Below are 19,285 nucleotides of genomic sequence, written 5' to 3'. Positions count from 1 at the left end.
GTACGGCTAGATGCCGAAGAGCTCCTTCGCCTTCTCGATAGCCGCCGGTATGCCCTCGGCGTTCTTTCCGCCTGCCTGGGCCATCGCGGGCTTGCCGCCGCCACCGCCACCGATGAGCGGCGCGACGTTTGCGATAACGTCCTTGGCGTTGAAGCCGGCATCGACGGCATCCTGCGTACCGGCAGCCAACATGAGCGGGTTTCCGCCCTCGGGATTGCGCGCGAAGAGCACGACGGCAAAGGGCTCACCGCCAGCACGTTGTTTGACGATGTCCCACATCTCGCGCATGCCCTGGACAACGGACTCGCCCAAATCGGCAACGATGAGCTTGTAGCCATCGACCTGAGCCGCGGCCTTGACGAAATCGGTGACGCTGCCCTCGGCAGCCGCCTTCATGCGACGTTTGCGCATGCCCTCGAGCTCGTCGAGCTGCGTCTGCATCTTCGCGACGCGCTCGGAGACATCGAGGGGCGGCACCTTGAGGAAGCGCGCGGTCTCGCGCAGCTCCTCCTCCATGCGCGACATGTACTCGTAGGCCTTGATGCTCGTCACGGCTTCGAGACGGCGCGTGTTGGCGCCAATCGAGGTCTCCTGCGTAATCTTGAACAGGCCGATCTCGCTCGTGTTGCCCACGTGCGTTCCGCCGCAGAGCTCCTTGGAGAAGGTGCCCGTCTCGATGACGCGAACGAACTCGCCGTACTTCTCGCCGAAGAGCGCAAGGACGCCTGCCTCGCGCGCGGCGGTAAGCGAGGTCTCGTAGGCGTATACGGGCAGGTCGGACATGATGATGTTGTTGCAGATGCGCTCGACCTCGAGGATCTGCTCGTGCGTCATGGGCTCGAAATGCGTGAAGTCGAAGCGTAGCCTGTCAGGTGCGACGAGCGAACCGGCCTGCTTGACATGCTCGCCGAGCACCTCGGTGAGCGCACGCTGCAAGATGTGCGTCGCCGTGTGGTTGCGGGCGATGAGCGCGCGACGGCGCTTGTCGATGGCGGCGTGCACGACGTCGTCCTTGTGCATGGAGCCCGACGTGACCGTGCCGTAGTGGACGGGCAGACCCTCCTCCGGGCGCTTCGTGTCATCGATGACGATGGTGCCAAGCTCGCTCGTGATGGTGCCGGTGTCTCCCACCTGGCCACCCATCTCGCCATAGAACGGCGTCTTGTCGAGCACGATGGCGACCTCGTCGCCCTCGTTGGCCTCATCGACAATCGAGCCATCGACGATGATGTCGACGATGCGTGCGTCGCACTCGTCATCCTTGTAGCCCACGAACTCGCTCGGCCCGTGCACGTCAAGGATGTGCGTGAAGATGTCGCCGAAACCATTCCAGGCCTCGTCATTGCGCGCCGCACGCGCACGCTCGCGCTGGGCGGTCATCTCGCGCTCGAAGCCCTCCATATCGACGCTAATTCCGTGCTCGAGGCAAATCTCGGCGGTGAGCTCGACGGGGAAACCATAGGTATCGTGCAACGTGAAGGCGGCGACGCCATCGAGCACGTCACCCTCGTCCATATCCTCGATGGTCTCCTCGAGGTAATGCATGCCCGTATCGATCGTGCGATTGAAGCGCTCCTCCTCGGAGAGCAGCACCTTCTCGATGAGGGCCTTGTTCTCGATGATCTCCGGGTATACCGCGCCCATCTCCGTGCAGATGGCGTCGAGGAAGCTCTTGAGGAAGGGGCCTTCGATGCCGATGAGACGGCCATGGCGCACGGCGCGGCGCAGCAAGCGGCGCAGGACGTAGCCGCGTCCCTCGTTGGAGGGCAGGATGCCGTCGCCGATCATGAAGACGATGGCGCGGGAATGATCGGCCATGATGCGCAACGAGAGATCCGTGAGCTCGTCATCGCCATAGTGACGGCCGCTCAGGCGCTCTCCTACCTCGATGAGGCCATGGAGGATGTCGGTGTCGAAGTTGGAGCTCACGCCCTGCATGATGGCGGCCATGCGCTCGAGGCCGAGGCCCGTATCGATGTTCTTCTTCTCGAGCGGAATCATCGTGCCGTCTTCCTGGCGGTCAAACTGCGTAAAGACGAGGTTCCAATACTCGAGGAAGCGATCGCAATCGCAGCCGGGCTTGCAATCCGGGCTGCCGCAGCCAACGTCCTCGCCTTGGTCATAGTAGAGCTCGGAGCACGGACCGCAGGGGCCGGTGGGGCCGGCAACCCAGAAGTTATCGTCGGCGCCGAGGCGCGAGATGTGGTCCGCCGGGACGCCAACCTCCTGCCAGATGTCGGCGGTCTCCTCGTCCTCCTCGTAGATCGTGACATAGATGCGATCGGGGTCGAGACCGAGCACGTCGACGGAGAACTCATAGGCCCAGGCGCACATTTCCTTCTTGAAGTATGCGCCGAAGCTGAAGTTGCCGAGCATCTCGAAGAACGAGAGATGACGGCCATCCGTGCCAATGATGTCGATGTCATTGGTGCGCACGCACTTCTGTGCGGTGGTCGTGCCCACGTAGCGGGGATCGAGGTGCTTTTGCTGCAGGAAGTAGGGCTTGAACTGCACCATGCCCGCAACGGTGAGCAGCAAGGATGGGTCATCGGGGATGAGCGAGGATGATGGCCAGCGTTGGCAGCCTTTTTCCTCGAAGAAATTCAGATATGCCTCGCGAATCTCTGCGGACGTGATGGGTTTGGACGCCATGATGCTCCTTGCTTGTTCGTGCTTCTATAGGGATATGAGATACGTGTTACGCGGTTTTGGTCGAGGTGGCCGCAGCCTCGTCATGCTCCTCCTGAGCAGGCGCATGCGGGACAGCCTGACCGTTTGCCTCGATGACGATGTCGACTTCCTCGACTACCACGCCTTCGGCTGCAGTATCTGCGGCCTGCTGGGCGGCGGCCTTCATCGCCTCGTCATCGGCAGGGCTCGTCTGCGACTGGGCGTCCTGCGCGGGTTGCTCGTCCGTCTCGCGCGCGCCACCGATGGGATAGACCAGACGCTCCTGCTTCACCTTGTTGCTGCGCTTGGTGCCAAGCGAACCGCGAATGCGATCGACAATCGAGGTCACGGCCTCGGCAGGTGCGGAGGTCACGGCATCGACCGTAGTGGCGGCCTTGCCAGCGACATCGGTGATCTGCTCGACGTCCTCGAGTATGGCGTCAACGCGCAGCATCTCGAGATTGACCGTATCGAGCATGAGCTCGGCCTTGTCCACCATGGGGTTGACCTTGGTAAGTGCAGGCGCAACCTCTTTCTCGGCGTCAGCGGCGATGTTCTGGACCGACTTCATCGTCACGCTCGCGCGATAGAGGATGATGATGAGAAAGACGAGGGCAACGATGCCCAGAATAACGAGTACGGCTGCCGCGAACGGCCATGCCTGTGAAAGAAAGTCTCCCATGAAAGCCCCCAAAATCGTATCGGGTTCACGTGTGCATATACAGACCTAGATGATAGCGCAGTTTGCCCCGCTTGCGAAACGCGATGTCCTCTTTTGCGCATAAAGAATCCGCTTGGTTTGCGCGCAGGCGTGCTGTCTCACTTCGACGGTCGCTTCCCGACAGCCCGCTTCGCGGTCTTTACGGCGCGCTCCCTTGTACCTCCGTTCGACAGCCCGCCTGCGCGCAACTAACCTATCCCTCGTTCGGGAAGCGGAGCTTTTCCCAGCCGATGCTGGTCGGTTTGTAGAAGCATCCGCGTTCGAGGCCATCGGGTAGGTACTGCTGCTCGACCTGGGCATTCGGGTAGTCATGGGGATACAGATAGGTGCCGTAATTCTCGGAGCCGGGACGATGACGGTCGCGCAGGTGGGGCGGAACGCTACGTAACGGGCCTTCGCGCACCTCCTTGAGTGCGGCGTCGATGGCGAGGTAGGCCGCGTTGGATTTGGGGGCAAGCGCCATGTAGATGGCCGCTTCGGCCAGGTTGATGCGGCATTCGGGGTACCCGATGCTCTCGGCCGACTTGAATGCCGCCGCGGCGATCGTAATCGCACGCGGGTCGGCAAGGCCCACATCCTCACTTGCCAGAATGAAGATGCGGCGCGCGATGAAGCGCGGATCCTCTCCGCCCTCGATCATGCGCGCAAGCCAGTAGACGGTCGCATCAGGGTCGCTGCCCCGCATCGACTTGATGAAGGCCGAGATGACGTCGTAGTGCGTGTCGCCATCCTTGTCGTAGGGAAGCTGGCGGCGCGGCGATGCCTCACGAACCTGCTCGACATCGATCTTCTCCCCCGGCTCCGTGACGGCGGCCGCGATCTCGAGCGTCGTGAGCGCCGTACGGGCATCGCCACCTGCAGTGATGACGATGGCGTTGAGCGCATCATCGGTAATCTCGTACTCGTCGGCAAGGCCACGCTCGTCCTCGAGCGCACGCTTGACGAGCATCTTGATGCCGTGATTGCCGATGGGCTTGAGCTCGACGATGCGCGAGCGAGAGATGAGCGCCGAGTTGACCTCGAAGAAGGGATTCTCCGTCGTCGCGCCAACCAGGATTACGATGCGATCTTCGACGGCGTGCAGCAGGGCATCCTGTTGCGAGCGCGAGAAGCGGTGAATCTCGTCAATGAAGAGGATGGTGCGACGCTTGAAGGCAAGAAGCCGCTCCTCTGCCGCCTTGATCTCGCGCCGCAGGTCTGCCACCGTACCCGAAACGGCCGAAACCTCGACAAAGGCGGCGTTCGTGGAATTGGCGATGACATGCGCGATGGATGTCTTGCCCGTGCCCGCAGGACCGAAGAGAATGACCGAGGAAAGCGTGTCGTTGGCAATCGCGCGTCTGAGCCAGGTGTCCTTGCCAACCGCATCTTCCTGGCCGACGATCTCGTTGAGCGTGCGCGGACGCATGCGCACGGCAAGCGGAGCCGCCGCAAAGCGCGTCTGCCCATCTACTTCGCTGAAGAGCGTGTCCATCGAGCTATCCATGGACACATGATACCGCAGACAGATAATGCCGCGGGACCGCGGGCGTATGCTGATGCCTACTCGTCAATATCGAGCACGAGGGAGACGGGGCAGTGGTCGCTGCCGAAGATATCGGATTCGATATCTGCCTCGACGACGCGGTCCTTGAGCGAATCGCTCACGAGGAAGTAGTCGATGCGCCACCCGACATTGCGCTCGCGGGCCTTCATGCGATAGCTCCACCAAGAGTAAGCGTCCGTAGTATCGGGATGAAGCAGCCGGAAGGTATCGACGAAGCCGTTTGCCAAGAGCTCATCGAACTTGCCGCGCTCCTCGTCGGAAAAGCCGGCGTTGCCGATGTTCTCCTTGGGACGCGCCAAGTCGATGGGCTCGTGCGCCACATTCATGTCACCGCAGACCACGATACCCTTCTTCGCCGCAAGCCCAGCCAAGTACTCGCGAAAACAGTCCTCGAAATCGCAACGGTAGTCGATGCGTGCGAGCTCGTGCTGCGCGTTGGGCGTGTAGACGCAGACGAAGTAGAAGCTCTCGAATTCGAGCGTGATGCTACGTCCCTCGCAGTCGAAGCGGCTGTCGCCGATACCGTAGGAGACGGCAAGGGGCTCGACCTTCGAGAAGACGGCCGTGCCCGAATAGCCCTTCTTTTCCGCATAGCTCCAATACTCGTAGTAGTCATCGTAATCGAGCGGAGATTGTCCCTCCTGGAGCTTGGTTTCCTGTATGGCGAAGATGTCCGCGTCGAATGCGCGGAAGATATCGTCGAAGCCCTTCTTGGCAACAGCACGCAGACCATTGACGTTCCACGATACGAACTTCATGCAATCAACCCCTCAAATCTACGATGCCTCGAGCACCTGGCCCGTGACATGATGTCCCGCCTCATCCGCGAGAAAGAGACACGTATCCACGAGACTATCATATGACGTGGAGAGCGCATCGCATCCCAGAGACGAAAGCGCCTCATCCTGCGCATCGGGGAACTCACGTGCCCAACGCTCGAACTGCGCAGTCGCCGCCCGTGCGCAAACGACGTTGACGGTAATGCCATCTTCGAGCCATTCCCGTGCAGCAACACGGCTGAGACCGGCAAGCGCCTCGACCGCGGCCGCCAGCATGCCAAGGCCGGGCTGACCCTGCATCGCCATCCGCGAGCCAAGGTTAATAATCGATCCGTGCACGGCAGCCAAGTGCGGACGGCACTCACGCATCCAGGCAAAGGCCTCGATAGTACAGTTCGAGAAGGCACGCTCGAGATCTTCGTCGCGTGTTGCACTCAAGAGCTCGGCACGCGCGACGAGCGAGCAGTTCACGAGCACGTCGATACGACCGAAACGATTCACGATATCCTGCGTGGCCTTGCGCACAGCTGGCGTGTCCTCATGCGCAACGCGCAATGCCATGACCTCGGCACCCGTCTCATCGGTAAGCGACCGGGCAAAGTCATTCACGCTCGCATGCGGTCCGACGGCCACGATATTGGCGCCTTGCGCCGCAAAGCCAACGGCGATGGCATGCGCCATGCTTGCCTGCGCGTCACATCCGCGCACGATAACGGTCTTGCCGGAAAACGTACCCATCACACTTCCCTATCTGCAGAGCTGCCAGAACGCGACAGCGCTTGCGGCGGCGACGTTGAGCGAGTCGACGCCATGCGCCATCGGGATGCGCACCGTGTAATCGCAACGCGCAATCGTCGCGGGAGCCAGTCCATCACCTTCGGTCCCGAATATCATCGCGAGCTTCTCCTCGGCGTTAAGCGCCGCATCGTCGAGAGGCACTGACTCATCGCTCAATGCGAAAGCAGCCGTCTTGAACCCGAGTCCATGCAAGCGCTCCATGCCCGCCTGCGGCCAATCACCTGCCGCATCTCCGATGCGCGTCCACGGAATCTGAAAGACCGTGCCCATCGACACGCGCACTGCTCGACGATAGAGCGGGTCGCAGCAAGTCGGCGTCACGAGGACCGCATCGACCTCGAGTGCGGCAGCAGAGCGAAAGATGGCGCCGACGTTCGTATGATCGACGATCCCCTCGAGTACGGCAATGCGACGCGCACCGGCAAGCAATTCTTCGACCTCGGGCAGCTGGGGACGCCGCATGGCGCATAGCACGCCGCGCGTCAGCTCGAAGCCCGTAAGGCTCTTGAGCATGTCTGTAGGACCCGTGTAAACGGGAACATCGCCACAAGCCGCGATGAGATCGGCGCAGCCATCGAGATGCGAACGATCCATGAGCAGCGAGAGCGGTTGCATGCCAGCATCGAGCGCACGCACTATGACCTTGGGCGACTCGGCAATAAAGATGCCCTTTTCCGGCTCGAGTCTGTTACGCAGCTGGGCCTCGGTAAGACGTGCGTACACGTCCAGCTCACCCTGGTCCAAAGATGTGATTTCGACAAGTTTCATAGCATCACCAATGAAGACGGGCCACCGGGAAACCCCGATGGCCCGTCGTCTTTGCCTGTTGAAAAGCTACTAGTAGTTCTCGGCGCGAAGCTCGAAGAAAGCCTTGGGGTGCGAGCACACCGGGCAAATCTCGGGAGCGTTCTTGCCGATGACGATATGGCCGCAGTTACGGCAGATCCAGATGGCGTCGCCGTCGCGGCTGAAGACCAGGCCGTCCTCGATGTTCTCGATGAGCTTGCGATAGCGCTCCTCGTGCGTCTTCTCGATGGCACCAACCATCTCGAAACGCAGGGCGATCTCCTCGAAGCCCTCCTCGCGAGCGGTCTTGGCGAAGCCAGCGTACATGTCGGTCCACTCGTAGTTCTCACCTGCGGCGGCATCCTCGAGATTGGCAAGCGTCTCGGGCATCTCGCCACCATGGAGATACTTGAACCAAATCTTGGCATGCTCCTTCTCGTTGTGAGAGGTCTCGAGGAACAGAGCGGCGATCTGCTCGTAGCCGTCCTTCTTCGCCTGGCTGGCGTAGTACTCGTACTTGGTGTGAGCCTGGGACTCACCCGCAAAAGCAGTCTGGAGGTTGATTTCAGTCTGGCTGCCCTTCAAATCCATGGTAATCCTCTTTCCTTTTGGATTGGCCGTGCAATGTGCTGCTAAGTATACGCATTTCCCGTCTGAAAGGTGGAGTGATTGTTTTATTTCTTACGGAATACCATATTCTGTTCAAACAGGACATGGCCGATACCATGCACCTCTAACCCAGCGTGATGAAGTCGTAGGGCGTGGTCTGGTAGACGTAATAGTTGAGCCAATTGCTGTAGAGCAGATTGGCGTGCGCGCGCCAGCGCTTGATGGGCAACTTGGTCACATCATCGTGCGGATAATAGTGCGCAGGCAGGGCCGGATTCTTGCCGGCGTCAAGATCACGTCGGTATTCCTCCCCCAGCGTGCGACCATCGTATTCGGGATGTCCCATGATGAAAACCTGCGCGCCGTTGTCGGTCATGAGCGCATAGGGACCAACCTCGCGCGAAGTCGCGATGACGCGCAACTCGGGCACTGCCTCGATGTCTTCGAGACGGTTTTCGGTATTGCGGGAATGCGGCGCCCAGAACGTGTCATCAGCACCACGCAGGAGCATCGATGACTTGCGATCGACCGTATGCTCGAAAACGCCATGCACACGCTGCTCGAGCTGGTACTTGGGAATGCCATAATGGTAATAGAGCGCAGCTTGCGCACCCCAGCAGATGTGGAACGTGCTCGTGACGTGTTCCTTGCTCCATTCCATAATCTCGCAAAGCTCATCCCAGTAGTCGACATCCTCGAAATCGAGGTCCTCGACGGGGGCACCCGTGATGATCATGCCATCGAACTTGCGCTCGCGTATCTCGTCGAAGGTCTTGTAGAAGGCGAGCATATGGTCTGGTGACGTATTGGCTGCCGCATGGCTCTTCGTATGCATGAGCTCGAGCTCCACTTGCAGAGGCGAGTTGGAGAGCACGCGCGCGATTTGCGTTTCGGTCTTTACCTTATCGGGCATGAGGTTGAGCAAGAGGACATGGAGCGAACGTATGTCCTGTGTCATGGCGCGGGTCTCGGTCATGACGAAGATGTTCTCGCCTTCCAAAACCTCGGTTGCGGGAAGGGCATTGGGAATCTTGATAGGCATGAGATGCTTCTTCAGGTGTTATTGAATGAGAGGGGCACGTTCCTTGGAGACCTCATCGCCAATCTCCTCGCCGAGTTCCTCGGCGGTCTTCTTCGCCTTGCGCGAAAGCTTGCGCGGAACGACGACCGTCACGTGCACGAGCAGGTCACCGCGCTTGTTGTTGCGACGGAACATCGGGAGGCCATAGCCCTTGATACGCAGGGTCTGCCCTGGCTGGCAGCCCTCCGGAATGTGCACGGGGACTTCCTCGTCTTCGAGAATGCCGCAGACGGTGATATCTGCGCCGACCATGGCCTGGACGACGGTGATGTTTGCACGCGTGTGGAGATTGTCGCCATCGCGCTCGAAGTATTCGTGCGGATCAATGCGAACCGTTGCGATCAGATCGCCAGCCGGTGCACCCTGCATACCAGCCTCACCGCGATCCTGGACGCGAATCTGCTGGCCATCGTGTATACCGAGGGGAATTTCGATCGTGAGGTGTTCGCGGTCGGGAACACGTCCCTGGCCCTGGCATTCGGGGCAGGGCTTGTCGATGGTACGACCCGTGCCACCGCAATCCGGACAGGTGACAGCCGTCTGCATATCGCCGAGGAAGGTATGCTGCACGCTCACGACATGGCCTGAGCCGTGGCACGTGGGACACTCGACCTCATGGCCATCCTCGGCAGCTCCGCTGCCGCCGCACTCCTCGCACGTCGCGAGACGGTCATAGACGATGTCCTTCTTGGCACCGCGAGCGACTTCCTCAAGGGTGAGGCGCAGGCCAATGCCCATGTCGCGGCCATCGCGCCTGATCTGCTGGGCGCCACGTCCGCCCATGCCGCCGAAGAACGAGCTGAAGATATCGCCCATGCCACCGAATATGTCGCTCATGTCGACGGCCTGATAGCCACCGAAGCCTTGTGCTGCCTCGGGTGTGCCATAGCGATCGTAAAGCGACTTCTTCTTGGGGTCTGAAAGAACGTCGTATGCCTCGTTGAGCTCCTTGAAGCGCTCTTCGGCATCGGGCGCCTTATTGACATCCGGATGCAGCTCACGGGCCTTGCGTCGGAACGCCTTCTTTATCTCCGTTACGCTGACCTCGCGCGAAACGCCGAGAATCTCGTAGTACTCATACGCCATGCGCAATAACTCCCCGCACTCAAATGGACTGCGAGTATTTTGGGATACCAGACAGGAGACGGCGTGAACCGTAAGCGTTTCGTCACCAAGCTACACGTGAGCGTTTACCTGTCGCCCGCCAGCGACCAAATCGCACCGTAGACCTCGTTTCCAAGCAGCCAGCCGCGCTGCGTGGGAACGAGGCGAGCGCCCTGCTCGCGCACGAGCCCGAGAGCTTCGAGACGTTCGAAGACGGCAGGTGCCCCCTCGACGGCCAGCACCTGCTCATGCGTGATGCCGATGCTCCTGCGCATACCGAGCATGAGGTCTTCGACGGCAGATTCATATCCGCCCAATAACTCAAGCTCGACATGGGGCCGGCCGAACGATTGCGAGAAAGCAACGTCGTCGGGAGACGCCGCGATGCGAACGCGAGCAATGTCAGTTGAGTTACGAGGAAACTGAGGATGGGTGGCAGATGCACAAAGCGAGTTGCGCAGCGAATGCGACAGTCCAGTGGACTGTCGCACCGAGCGAGCACTGTCCGAGCGACTGCGCTGCCGCCCATCCGTCTCCTTGCCTATATCAAAGATATCCGCATCGAAAGCTGCCTGAGCACTTTCGGCCGACAGCATGCTCGACGCCCCGGCCCCGAGGCCGAGGTACTCAGCACCCGTCCAATACGCCGTGTTGTGGTGGGAAGCGAAGCCCGGCTTGGCGTAGGAAGCGACTTCGTAGCGCTCGAACCCCGCGGCCGTGAGCATGTGCTCGGCCGCGAGCATCATGTCGGTCTGCAGGTCCTCGTCAGCGACCTCGTACTCCCCTATCTCGACACGATTTGTCAGCGCGGTGCCGTCTTCGAGGGTAAGGGGGTAGATGCTGACATGCGGCACATCGACATCGATTGCATGGCGCAGGTCCTGCGTCCATGATTCCATACTTTGGCCCGGGCCTCCGCAGATGAGATCAAGGGAGATGTTGTTGGTGCGGGTGCGGACGGCGGCGAGAGCCGCATCGATCGCGACGGCATCGTGGATGCGACCGTAGCCTGCGAGAACCGCATCGTCAAAGCTCTGCGCTCCAATGCTAAAACGGTTGACGCCGAGCGAGAAGAGATCTGCCACCATGCGCTCGTCGATGGATTCGGGATTGGCCTCGCAGGTGAACTCGACGACGTTCTCGAGATTGACCGAAAGCGAAAGCGTGTATACGAGCGTATTGAGACGTCTGCTGCCAAGATGCGTGGGTGTACCACCGCCGATATAGATCGTCTTGACCTGGCCGAGCAACCCCGCCTTCGCCGCACGGCGCAGCTGCAGGCACAACGCCTCCACATACGCATCCATGCGCTGCTCATCCGCGCAAGCACTCGTCGCAAAGTCGCAGTACGCGCAACGTGAGACACAGAAGGGAATATGCAGGTAGAGAGCCTCAATCATCGCGAATCGTCTTCCGCGAGCTTGCCCGCCTCGTCGAAGATCCGCTCGAAATCCGCAATGCTTCGCGCCTCGCTCAGAGCACGGCGCAACGCAGCGGCAGACGGCAGACCATGCACGTACCAGGCAAGCTGTGCACGCAGCGGGCTCAGGTACGGAGCAGGCGCATCGAGAGGCGCGGGTATGGCCTCGTCGCTCGTCGAGGGACGCTCGTCACGCACCTTGAGCGGATCGGCGTAATGGAGGTAGAGCTCGAAATGCTCACGCATGGCAGCGACGCGCTCGGCATGCGAAGGTTCATGGCCCGTGAATATCCACGGATTACCGCGTGCACCACGGGCGACGTGCACCGCATCGACACCGCATCGCTCGCGCATGCGGCATGCATCGTCATGGGAAAACACGTCCCCGCTACCCGCAACGGGAATATCGACCGCCTCCTTGACCTGCGCAATCACATCCCAATCCGCATTGCCGCGATACATCTGGCGCGCGCTGCGCCCATGCACGCTCACAAGCGAGGCGCCCGCCTGTTCGAGACGCTTGGCGAAGTCAACGGCGTTCTTCTCCTCGTTCGTCCAGCCGCTTCTGAACTTGGCGGTGACGGGCACGTCAACGGCATCGACGATGCTGCGTATGATATCGGCCGCCAGCTCGGGGGTCTGCATGAGAGCCGAGCCCTCCCCGCGTCGCACGACCTTGCGCACGGGGCATCCCATGTTCACGTCGATGAGCGCGAGCCTATCGCCCAGACGCTCGGCAACGCGCGCGGCCTGACGCGCCATGCAATCGGGCTCCGAACCGAACAGCTGCACGGCGAGCACGGTCTCTTCCTCGGCCGGGTCGGTCAGGGCGAAAGTCTTGACGCCGTTGTACTCGAGGCCCTTGGCGCTCACCATCTCGGAGAACGTCAGGCCCGCTCCATAGCGTATGCAAAGGGTACGAAAGGCCCGATCGGTCCCGCCGGCCATGGGCGCAAGCCACAAGGGCGTCGCAAGGTATGTCTCGATTTGCGTCACGAGGAGCTTACTCGTCGTCAACGGAGAGGATGACCATGAAGGCCTCCTGGGGCACCTCGACATTGCCGATGTTCTTCATGCGCTTCTTGCCCGCCTTCTGCTTCTCGAGCAGCTTGCGTTTGCGCGTGATGTCGCCGCCATAGCACTTGGCAAGCACGTCCTTGCGACGCGCACGCACCGTCTGGCGCGCCAGGATGCGACTGCCCACGGCAGCCTGTATGGGCACTTCGAAGAGCTGCTGCGGAATGATCTCCTTGAGCTTTTCGCACAGGGCCTTGCCACGCGTATAGGCGGCATCCTTGTGCACGATGGCCGAGAGCGCGTCAACCGGATTGCCCGCGAGCAAGATCTCGAGCTTGACGAGGTTGCTCGCCTGATAGCCGCATACGTCGTAATCGAGCGAGGCATAGCCCTTGGTACGGCTCTTGAGCGAATCGAAGTAGTCCATGATGAGCTCGGAGAGTGGCATCTCGAACTTGAGCTCGACGGTGGTCGTCGAGAGATACTGCATGTCGATGAACTTACCACGACGCTCGGTCGAAAGCTCCATGACCGCGCCAATGTAGTCGGGCGGAATGATGATGTCGGCCTTGACGTACGGTTCCTCGATGCGCTCGATCGATGACGGATCGGGCATATCCTGTGGAGAGTGCACGGTCACCTCCTCACCATCGGTAAGGTAGGCATGGTATTCGACCGAAGGTGCCGTTGCGATGAGGTCAAGGCCGAACTCACGCTCGAGGCGCTCCTTGACGACCTCCATATGCAGCAGGCCCAGAAAGCCGACGCGAAAGCCGAAGCCGAGCGCCTGGCTGGTCTCGGGTTCGTAGACGAGAGCCGGGTCGTTGAGCGTGAGCTTGTCGAGCGCGTCGCGCAGCGCGGGATACTGGTCGGCATCGATGGGAAAGAGACCGGTGTAGACCATCGGCTTGACGTCACGGTATCCGGGTAAGGGCTCGTCGGCACCGTTTTTGGCAAGCGTGAGCGTATCGCCGACCTTGACCATTCTCGGATCCTTGAGACCCGTGACAAGATAGCCAACCTCGCCAACCTTGAGCTCGTCGACGGGAGTCTCCGCCGGACGACGCACGCCGACTTCCTCGACTTCGCACTCGTTCTTCGTCGCCATGAAGCGAATCTTCTGACGCGCCTTGATGGAACCGTCGACGACGCGGATGAGCGCGACGACGCCACGGTAGGCATCGAAATAGGAGTCGAAGATGAGTGCCTTGAGCGGGGCGTCCGCATCGCCTTGCGGCGCGGGAATGCGCTCCACGATGGCCTCGAGCAGGTCATGCACGCCGATACCCGACTTGCCCGAGGTCAGTATCGCATCGTCGGCGGGAATCGCGAGACCCTCCTCGATCTCGGCGCGCACGCGCTCGGGATCGGCGGCGGGCAGATCGACCTTGTTGATGACGGGGATAATCTCGAGATCGGCGTTCATCGCGAGCAATGCGTTGGCGACCGTCTGCGCCTCGACGCCCTGGGTTGAATCGACGACGAGCACGGCGCCCTCGCATGCGGCCAACGAACGCGACACTTCATACGTGAAATCGACATGACCCGGCGTGTCGATGAGATTGAACTGGTAGGTCTCGCCGTTATCGGCCTCGTAGAACACGCAAACGGCCTGCGACTTGATGGTGATGCCACGCTCGCGCTCGATATCCATCGAGTCGAGCACCTGCTCGACCATGTCACGTGACGCGACCGTGTTCGTCATCTCGAGGATGCGGTCGGCAATGGTCGACTTGCCGTGGTCGATATGCGCGATGATCGAGAAGTTTCTGATGTGCGAGCGGTCCATGAAGCCCATTCTAACGCAGGAACGTCAACGTGAAAAAGGAGACCGCCCATTGCGAGGGCGGCCTCCTCAAGAAGCCCAAAAAGCCCGAAAGCTACTTGTCGAGGCTGTTAGCCAGGGCCATAACACCGCTCTTGCGATTGGCGGCCTGGTTCTTGTGGATGATGCCCTTGCTGACGGCCTTGTCAAACAGGCGGCAGGCCTTCTTGGCAGCCTCGGTCGCGAGAGCCTTGTCGCCGGCCTCGACAGCCTCGCGCACGCGGCGCACGGCAGTCTTCATCTCGGCCTTGGCAGCGCGATTGCGCAGACGGGCCTTCTCGTTGGTCTTGATACGCTTCTTCTGACTTTTGATGTTCGCCATTTCCGGCTTTTCCTTTCGATAAAACCCATTGTCTCTCGCAGTGGGGTGCGACGAAACTACGAGATAATATCACAGTTGCGCGTCATGTCACGCATCGATTCCGAAACTCAGGCCACGCAAACGTCCAAAACCCAACGCTCGAAGACGGCATCTTTATCCGCCCCCGTCTTCATGGCCTGATCGCACGCTGCGGCGCTGATGAGCGCCTTCTCGAGCTCGGCCTGCGAAAAGCCGTCAGCCCAACGAGCGTAGTTCTTGACCTGCCAATCGGGTTTGCCAAGCGCAGATGCAAGAGCGCCCGTGCCCTGCCCCTGCAAGTCCTTTGCGATAAGCAAGTCACGAATCCTGTTGACGCACATGGTGAGCAAGCCGAATGGCGACTGTGCGTTCATACGCGTAAGGAGCACCGCGCACTTCTTCGCGTCACGTGCCGAAAGCGCGTCGCTTAGGTGCCAGGGTTTGGGCTCGGCCACGCGTGCAACATGAGCTTGGACCTCGGGTAAATCGATGAGTGCTCCACGTCCAAGGGCGATGGCCATCTTCGTGAGCTCACCATCCAGATGGACGGTTGACTCGCCTACGAGCGAGATGAGCTCCTCGGCCGCTTGGCGCGTGATCGTCACGCCTTTGCTCTGCGCGAACTGCTGTACCTGCTGGGGAAGCTCGCGGGCGCTACGCGGCGCGCAATCGATAACGGCCTTCTTGTCGACCTTGGCAATCGCCTTGTACAGGCGCGTGTTCTTGGCGAGCTTCTCGGCAATGAGCGCGAGGACGGTCGTGTCATTGGGATTCTCGAGATACGAGACGATGGCCTCTGACGCCGCCTTCTTGAGACGCTCGGCACCCTGAATGACCACAAGGCGCTTCTCGCTCATGAACGGCAAGGTGTTGCAGGCTCCCGTGATCTCATCAGGCGTGAGGGCGCCGCCATCGAAGACGTCCTTGTTGAAGTCGAGGTCGCCGAGCTTTGCCATGCGTTCGTTAAGGCGACCGAAGACGAACTCACGCTTGAGCTCGTCAGCGCCGACAATGAGGTATACGGGGAGAAAATCGTTGTCTGCCATGAGAGTGAAAACCTAGAGCTCTCGCTAGTATTCCTCGTATTCCATCGACCCATCGGAATACAGGATCTCGTAGTATCCGTGGTTCTCGTCATTGCAGTTGGGAACCGGCGTCTTGCTCACGAGGCTGCGCTCGGCTGGCGGCTCATCCGCAGCAACGTCATCCGAAGCGCCCCCATCATAGGAAGAGCCGCTGTATCCGGCATCTCCGGACTGCGGGGAAGTCGCCTGCGCCCTCGTAACGACAATGGTCATGCCGTCCTGGAGCGGAGCGTTCACATCGACGTCGACGCTATCGCCATCAGAGAGGACAATCTCGGCATGCGTGAGCGCATCGGCGACGGTCCCTCCCACAAGTTCGACATCCTTCACCTGGCCATCATCGTCCACCTTGACGGTGACGCAGCGCTTGATGGAGATTTTGTTCGTCTGCCCGTCGATCTTGGTGTCGAGAGCCGGGTCGACGACATCCTTATCGCCCACTTTTATGTCGGCAGCAGCCAGGGCATCGCCCACGGTTTTACCCGAAGCGACCGAGACCTCGGTGGTCGTGCCATTGTCGTCTATGGTGACGTTGACATCCTGGGCTCCACACCCCGCGAGCGCCATGGTAAACATGGCGGCAACGAGAACGGTGATCAGGCCTGCGAGTGATTTCTTAATCTTCATTGCTTTCCCTTATGGTCGAAACGTCCGTACCGAGAGTTCGATATCCTCCGTCCTCCTGCACGACGACGGAGACCGTAAGCTGCGATTGACCTGCATAGCGACTCGCATCGAGATACGCGAGAAATCCATCATCGCCTTCAGAAGTCAGGTAATTATAGCATTCGTACAAGGTACCCTCGCCATCGTCACCGACGACGAAAACGCATATGACCGATGACGAGTCGAGTTCGCCGGCATCAAGCACGCCACTCAAAACGAGGTAGAGCGGCGAGTACTCGCAGGGCGCGACGTCAACGTCAATTTGTCCCCCATCCTGAACATTCAGGCCCGATGCATCGAGAACGGGGGCCTCCATGATGGGCGGCGTGCTTATGAACCAATCGATGTTTCGCTCCGCGATCTCGAAAACCACCGTATCTGGTCGGTTTGAGCGAAGGTCGTAGTCGAGCATCATGGGAAACGACTTCGTAAACGTCGCGGTTCCGTAAGCCGAGGCGAAGAAGGGAAGCAGCAAATTCCCAAAGGAGTCACGATACATATAGAGCGAGCCCGTGGCATCGGGATTCTTGGTGCGAATGAGGGAGTCCTCGACCGACGTGGTCGCCGTAACGTACTCGTAGCGTTCCTCGGCCCCGTAGTAGTAGTTGTATTCCGGATGCGGCGCCGCAGGAAAAATCATCTTGTCCAGATCGCCGACGAAGTCCTTTCTACGCTCAACGGTGGCTGCCGTATAGTCGTCATGAGGCTTTTCGAGCTTGTCCAGAATCTCATCATAGGCAAGCAACGCACCTTTGCTGTTCCAGTGCGAGTCGCGGGCAAAGTAGAGCACCTCCTCGCGGTCCTGAAACGTGGCGAACAGGTCGCAGTAGTTGACCTCGCTGCGCGTAAGGGCCTCTCCGAGGGCGTCGCGATTGAAGTTCTCGCTCGCCTTGATAGCGTACTGATAGGGCATGTGCTCCGGATAGAGCGTATTCTTGTTCGGTGCCACGGTGAAGAGAAAGTCCGCATCGGACTGCTCGACCCGACTCTGGATCATCTCGAGATTATGAACAACGCCGGCAATCTGCCAGTCCGTAAGGGTGTTTCTCCCCAAGTGGTCATCGAGCGTCGAGGAATAGTAGAGCCAGTCATCCGTGCCGACGATAACCGAGTCGACATTGGATACCCCAAAGAGCTTGGATTTGACCCAAGCGTCAGCGGTGATGATTTCCGGTCGGAATGCGAAGCTCTTCTCGAAGTATTCCCCAAGCTCGGTCATGTAATCGGTATTGAATGCGCCGTCTTCGGTGAAAAGCGAAGGAAGCATGGCGCGTTTCTCGTTGCCGATGGGCTCGGTGGTGGGCCTAAACAGCATGCCAACGGAAAGGACCATGCAAACGCACAGGCAAAGAGCGATGAACACGAACATCGGCGACTTCTTCATGGCATCCCCTAGAACCTGAAGTAAATGAACGGGTTATATCCGCTCGACGAGAGAATGAGTATGCACCAGATGAGGCCGAGGAGGGCGGCCGCGTAAAGCAGATACGTAACAAGCTTCCACCGAGGTCCGATTTCGGAGACCTCGTACAGCTCATGACGAATCTTGGCGGCGATCGGTTGGATGGGGCCACACCCAATGACGGCCAGCACGAGTACGAAGATGAACCACGGCGTGAGTTGCGAAACAACGAGGCTCATAGCCGGGTCGGAGAAATCGAAACCGAAGAACATCCTCCCGAGGAACTGAAGAGCGTAGCCGAGCGTATCGGCACGGAACAGGACAAAGCCGATGCACACGACGAGCAGGGTATAGATACGACCGAGAACCACGGGCAGTTTCTTTATCCAGGGAGCGTACTCCTCGATAAGGAGAAAGAAACCATGCCAGAGGCCCCAGATAAGAAAGGTCCAGCTCGCGCCATGCCAAAGACCGCACAGCGCGAAGACGATCAAGCGGTTAGCGGCCGTCCTTGCCTTCCCCTTTCGATTACCGCCAAGTGGGATATAGAGGTACTCCTTGAACCAGGTCGAGAGGGAGATATGCCATCGACGCCAGAAATCCTGCACGTTCTTGGCAGAGTATGGATAGTTGAAGTTCTCCTTGAACTTGAACCCAAACATAAGGCCCAGTCCAAGGGCCATATCCGAATACCCGCTAAAGTCGTAGTAAATCTGGAAGAGATAGGCAATGGCACCAATCCAGGCCGCCAAAAACGAGAGCTCGTTAGCAGGAGTGGAAAACATGATATCGGCAACTTGCCCCATCGTATTTGCGATGATGACCTTCTTGGCAAGGCCGCAGACAAACCGCCTGAACCCGTTCGCTATGTTCTCGATCGTCTGATGGCGTTCGGTGATCATCTCCTGGATGTCACGGTACTTGACGATGGGACCGGCGATAAGCTGTGGGAAGAACGATATGTACAGGAGGACATAGAAGTAGTTGCGCTGCACGTCTACAACACCACGATACACGTCGATAACGTACGAAAGCGCCTGAAACGTGAAGAACGATATGCCGATGGGCAAGGCGATATCCGGTACTGGAAGCCCGAGTCCGAAAACGTTGTTGGCCGTCGACACGAGCATGCCCGAATACTTGAACAGGACGAGTATCCCAAGGTTAATGACGATGGCAACAATGACTGCGAACCGATTGTTCTGCCCGGCGTATCGCGCCACCCAAAGCGCACATAGGTAGTTCACGAGCGAGCTGAATATCATGAGCAGGACATAGACCGGCTCGCCATAGGCGTAGAAGCCCAAACTCGCGATGATGAGAAGGGCGTTGCGCAGCTTAAGGGAGGGCAGCACGCTATAGAGCAGAAAAACTGCAACGAGGAAAACGCAGATAAATTCTAGCGAGCTGAATACCATGCTTGGAGTAGCCCCCGC

General features: G+C 59.7%; 17 protein-coding genes. All 17 read right to left on the bottom strand.

Going from position 1 to position 19,285, the window contains the following annotated elements; all coding sequences use genetic code 11:
• Positions 1-6 precede the first annotated feature (6 nt).
• Positions 7-2,652 (bottom strand): alanine--tRNA ligase, encoded by a 2,646-nt coding sequence (gene alaS / locus OIM11_04795; protein HJJ00448.1) that lies wholly within the window; start codon positions 2,650-2,652, stop codon positions 7-9.
• Between the two features lie 46 nt (positions 2,653-2,698).
• On the bottom strand, positions 2,699-3,352 hold the full coding sequence (locus OIM11_04790; GenBank protein HJJ00447.1) for a DUF948 domain-containing protein: 654 nt from the start codon (positions 3,350-3,352) through the stop codon (positions 2,699-2,701).
• Between the two features lie 232 nt (positions 3,353-3,584).
• Positions 3,585-4,865, bottom strand: coding sequence for a replication-associated recombination protein A (locus OIM11_04785; GenBank protein HJJ00446.1), 1,281 nt, complete (start codon positions 4,863-4,865; stop codon positions 3,585-3,587).
• A 68-nt stretch (positions 4,866-4,933) separates the two neighbouring features.
• A complete protein-coding gene (locus tag OIM11_04780; GenBank protein HJJ00445.1) occupies positions 4,934-5,695 on the bottom strand; it encodes an exodeoxyribonuclease III in 762 nt (253 codons plus the stop codon).
• 18 nt (positions 5,696-5,713) lie between these two features.
• The gene (locus OIM11_04775; protein HJJ00444.1) at positions 5,714-6,454 is read right to left on the bottom strand and encodes an SDR family oxidoreductase; all 741 of its coding nucleotides are present in this window, start codon (positions 6,452-6,454) and stop codon (positions 5,714-5,716) included.
• 9 nt (positions 6,455-6,463) lie between these two features.
• Positions 6,464-7,282: an RNA methyltransferase gene (locus OIM11_04770; GenBank protein HJJ00443.1), complete on the bottom strand. Its 819-nt coding sequence runs from the start codon at positions 7,280-7,282 to the stop codon at positions 6,464-6,466.
• A 69-nt stretch (positions 7,283-7,351) separates the two neighbouring features.
• Complete coding sequence (locus OIM11_04765; GenBank protein HJJ00442.1) at positions 7,352-7,891, bottom strand: rubrerythrin family protein; 540 nt, start codon at positions 7,889-7,891, stop codon at positions 7,352-7,354.
• Positions 7,892-8,033: 142 nt separating this feature from the next.
• Positions 8,034-8,951 carry a homoserine O-succinyltransferase gene (metA, locus tag OIM11_04760; GenBank protein ID HJJ00441.1) on the bottom strand — a complete coding sequence of 306 codons (918 nt, stop codon included), beginning with the start codon at positions 8,949-8,951 and terminating at the stop codon, positions 8,034-8,036.
• Between the two features lie 18 nt (positions 8,952-8,969).
• Positions 8,970-10,076: a molecular chaperone DnaJ gene (gene dnaJ / locus OIM11_04755; protein HJJ00440.1), complete on the bottom strand. Its 1,107-nt coding sequence runs from the start codon at positions 10,074-10,076 to the stop codon at positions 8,970-8,972.
• 104 nt (positions 10,077-10,180) lie between these two features.
• Positions 10,181-11,494: a radical SAM family heme chaperone HemW gene (gene hemW, locus OIM11_04750; protein HJJ00439.1), complete on the bottom strand. Its 1,314-nt coding sequence runs from the start codon at positions 11,492-11,494 to the stop codon at positions 10,181-10,183.
• Positions 11,491-12,510 carry a tRNA-dihydrouridine synthase gene (locus OIM11_04745; GenBank protein ID HJJ00438.1) on the bottom strand — a complete coding sequence of 340 codons (1,020 nt, stop codon included), beginning with the start codon at positions 12,508-12,510 and terminating at the stop codon, positions 11,491-11,493. The genes hemW and OIM11_04745 overlap by 4 nt, the downstream gene beginning before the upstream one ends.
• A gap of 7 nt (positions 12,511-12,517) precedes the next feature.
• Complete coding sequence (lepA, locus tag OIM11_04740; GenBank protein ID HJJ00437.1) at positions 12,518-14,329, bottom strand: translation elongation factor 4; 1,812 nt, start codon at positions 14,327-14,329, stop codon at positions 12,518-12,520.
• Between the two features lie 82 nt (positions 14,330-14,411).
• Entirely contained in the window at positions 14,412-14,678 is a 267-nt protein-coding gene (gene rpsT / locus OIM11_04735; protein ID HJJ00436.1) for a 30S ribosomal protein S20, read from the bottom strand.
• Between the two features lie 107 nt (positions 14,679-14,785).
• Complete coding sequence (holA, locus tag OIM11_04730; protein ID HJJ00435.1) at positions 14,786-15,742, bottom strand: DNA polymerase III subunit delta; 957 nt, start codon at positions 15,740-15,742, stop codon at positions 14,786-14,788.
• Positions 15,743-15,766: 24 nt separating this feature from the next.
• The gene (locus OIM11_04725; GenBank protein HJJ00434.1) at positions 15,767-16,408 is read right to left on the bottom strand and encodes a ubiquitin-like domain-containing protein; all 642 of its coding nucleotides are present in this window, start codon (positions 16,406-16,408) and stop codon (positions 15,767-15,769) included.
• Positions 16,398-17,831 (bottom strand): hypothetical protein, encoded by a 1,434-nt coding sequence (locus tag OIM11_04720; GenBank protein HJJ00433.1) that lies wholly within the window; start codon positions 17,829-17,831, stop codon positions 16,398-16,400. The genes OIM11_04725 and OIM11_04720 overlap by 11 nt, the downstream gene beginning before the upstream one ends.
• A gap of 8 nt (positions 17,832-17,839) precedes the next feature.
• Positions 17,840-19,267, bottom strand: coding sequence for an MBOAT family protein (locus tag OIM11_04715; protein HJJ00432.1), 1,428 nt, complete (start codon positions 19,265-19,267; stop codon positions 17,840-17,842).
• Between the last annotated feature and the right edge of the window lie 18 nt (positions 19,268-19,285).

It is taken from the genome of Coriobacteriaceae bacterium (genome assembly GCA_025992705.1).
Taxonomy (GTDB): Bacteria; Actinomycetota; Coriobacteriia; order Coriobacteriales; family QAMH01; genus QAMH01.
The sequence above is the reverse complement of the archived record's forward strand: the minus strand, read 5'-3'. Positions and strand labels throughout refer to the sequence as shown.